This window comes from Mesorhizobium sp. M7A.F.Ca.MR.362.00.0.0 (assembly GCF_004023175.1).
Lineage (GTDB): Bacteria > Pseudomonadota > Alphaproteobacteria > Rhizobiales > Rhizobiaceae > Mesorhizobium.
This window is the reverse complement of sequence record NZ_RZTF01000073.1, coordinates 11,364-13,927: the sequence shown is the minus strand read 5'-3', so window position 1 is coordinate 13,927 and position 2,564 is coordinate 11,364. Positions and strand designations below refer to the sequence as shown.

The window sequence follows — 2,564 nt, the reverse complement described above, 5'->3', positions numbered from 1 at the left end:
CCGCGTCACCGGTCATCTGGTCGGCCTGCTGACGGTGATGAAGGGCATGCCTTTGACCTATGGCAAGGACATGCAGGAAGACAAGGAATCGGTGTTCGACGCCGCCGAGACGCTCGACCTGATGCTGGCGGCGATGACCGGCATGGTCTCGGACATGACGGTCAACGCGGCCGCGATGAAGAAGGCCGCCGGCTCCGGCCACGCGACAGCAACCGACCTTGCCGACTGGCTGGTGCGCACGCTCGGCCTGCCGTTCCGCGAGGCGCATCATGTCACCGGCCGGGCGGTGGCGCTGGCCGAAGACAGGAAGGTGGGGCTGGAGAAGCTTTCACTGGAGGATTTGCAGGCGATCAATTCCGGCATCACGGCCGACATATTTTCGGTGCTGGCGGTGCAGAACTCGGTCAAGAGCCGCACCAGTTTCGGCGGCACGGCGCCGTCGGAAGTGAGGAAGCAGATCCGCGCCTGGAAAAAGCGGCTGGCGAAAGCGTAATGCCGGATATTGCGAGCAGTAATATCTCGGATATTGCGACGAGCAATATCCGGGGTGCAATGCGCCGAGAACTCGGCTAAAAGCGGCGGCTGACAAACGTTTCGGACGGATGGATCGATGACCGGAAGCAGGATTTTGGTGACGCTGACGCTGCTGGTTGCGATCGCGGCCGTTTCGGCCTGCGGCAGGAGGGGCGCTCTCGACACGCCCTATGAGGCGGCCGTGCAGGCGCGCAAGGTTGCCTCAAAGGCCCACCAGCCCGTGCCGCCGGAGCCGGAAAAACCGGTCAAGGACAAGAAATTCATCCTCGACCCGCTGATCTAGAGCCGACGAGAGCCGGGCCTTTCAACCCGATCTCATCGCGCCCCAACTTCCGGAACCACTCTCGTGAACCATTTCGACTACCGCGACGGCGTGCTCCATGCCGAGGACGTGGCGATCCCCGACATCGCCGCACAGATCGGCACGCCATTCTACTGCTATTCGACGGCGACCCTGACCAGGCACTACCGGGTGTTTGCCCAGTCCTTTGCCGGGCTCGACGCGCTGGTCTGCTACGCCATGAAGGCCAATTCCAACCAGGCCGTGCTGCGGACGCTGGCCAAGCTCGGCGCCGGCGCCGACGTGGTTTCGGAAGGTGAATTGCGCCGGGCGCTGGCCGCCGGCATTCCGGCCGGCAAGATCCTGTTTTCGGGCGTCGGCAAGACCGCGCGCGAAATGGACTTTGCCCTTGCCGCCGGCATCCTTTGCTTCAACGTCGAATCCGAGCCTGAACTCGAGCTGTTGTCGGCGCGAGCCACCGCCCTTGGCAAGGTGGCGCCGATCTCGCTGCGCATCAATCCCGACGTCGACGCCAAGACCCACAAGAAGATCTCCACCGGCAAGGCCGAGAACAAGTTCGGCATCCCGTGGCAGCGGGCGCGGCAGGTTTATGCCCGCGCGGCAAAGCTTCCCGGCATCAGGATCACCGGCATCGATACCCATATCGGCAGCCAGATCACCGAGCTGCAGCCCTTCGACGATGCCTTCGCCCTGCTTGTCGATCTGGTCGGCGCGCTGCGGGCGGACGGCCATGCCATCGAGCATATCGATGTCGGCGGCGGGCTCGGCATTCCCTACCGCATCGACAACAACCCGCCGCCGCTGCCCGACGCCTATGCCCAGATCGTCAGGAAGCATGTCACCAAGCTCGGGCTGAAGGTGATGTTCGAGCCTGGCCGGCTGATATCGGGCAATGCCGGCATCCTCGTCTCGGAAGTGATTTTCGTGAAGGAAGGCGACGCCAAGAACTTCCTCGTCGTTGATGCCGCCATGAACGATCTCATCCGGCCGACGCTCTACGACGCCTTCCACGACATCCGTCCGGTCGTGCAGCCGCCGGCCGACACGCCGCGCATGATGGTCGACGTGGTCGGCCCGGTCTGCGAGACCGGCGACTATATCGGCCTGGACCGCGATCTGCCCAGGCTGAAGGCCGGCGACCTGATTGCCGTCTCCACCGCCGGCGCCTATGGCGCGGTGCAGGCCGGCACCTACAACACCCGCCTGCTGGTGCCGGAGGTGCTGGTCGACGGCGACCGGTTCCACATCGTGCGCCCACGCCCGACCTATGACGACCTGATTGGGCTGGATTCGATGCCCGACTGGCTTGCATAGGAGCGCCGGAAACACACCTACCCGTCCCAGGGAGCAATCATGACGAACGGCATCACCGTCACACGCGAGCGCATTGCCGCGATGGAACCGCGCATCCGCCCCTATATCAGGCACACGCCGGTGCTGCGCGTCGACATGGCCGACTTCGATCAGCCGCCGCTGGCCGTCGACCTGAAGCTCGAATGCCTGCAGCATTCCGGCTCGTTCAAGGCGCGCGGCGCCTTCACCAATCTCCTGGAGCGGCCGGTTCCCGACGCCGGTGTCGTCGCGGCATCGGGCGGCAACCATGGCGCGGCCGTCGCCTATGCCGCCATGCGGCTCGGCCACAAGGCGACCATCTTCGTTCCCGAAGTGAGCCCGCCAGCCAAACTGGAGCGAATCCGCTCCTACGGCGCCGAACTGATCGTCGGCGGCG

At 64.8% G+C, this 2,564-nt stretch carries 3 protein-coding genes and 1 pseudogene; all 4 read left to right on the top strand.

Annotated features, from left to right (window positions below):
- Positions 1–493: pseudogene (locus EOC06_RS42370) on the top strand (argininosuccinate lyase); the annotation flags it as partial.
- A 117-nt stretch (positions 494–610) separates the two neighbouring features.
- Entirely contained in the window at positions 611–817 is a 207-nt protein-coding gene (locus EOC06_RS12475; protein ID WP_128307891.1) for a lipoprotein, read from the top strand.
- Positions 818–880: 63 nt separating this feature from the next.
- Entirely contained in the window at positions 881–2,149 is a 1,269-nt protein-coding gene (gene lysA / locus EOC06_RS12470) for a diaminopimelate decarboxylase (protein ID WP_127272539.1), read from the top strand.
- Positions 2,150–2,188: 39 nt separating this feature from the next.
- Positions 2,189–2,564 (top strand): pyridoxal-phosphate dependent enzyme (locus tag EOC06_RS42365; RefSeq protein ID WP_245469527.1); only part of this gene is annotated, 376 nt, incomplete at its 3' end.

Bases quoted from the DNA above. Each gene is read 5' to 3' on its own strand.
- EOC06_RS12475 (WP_128307891.1), top strand. From the start codon at position 611: ATGACCGGAAGCAGGATTTTGGTGACGCTGACGCTGCTGGTTGCGATC.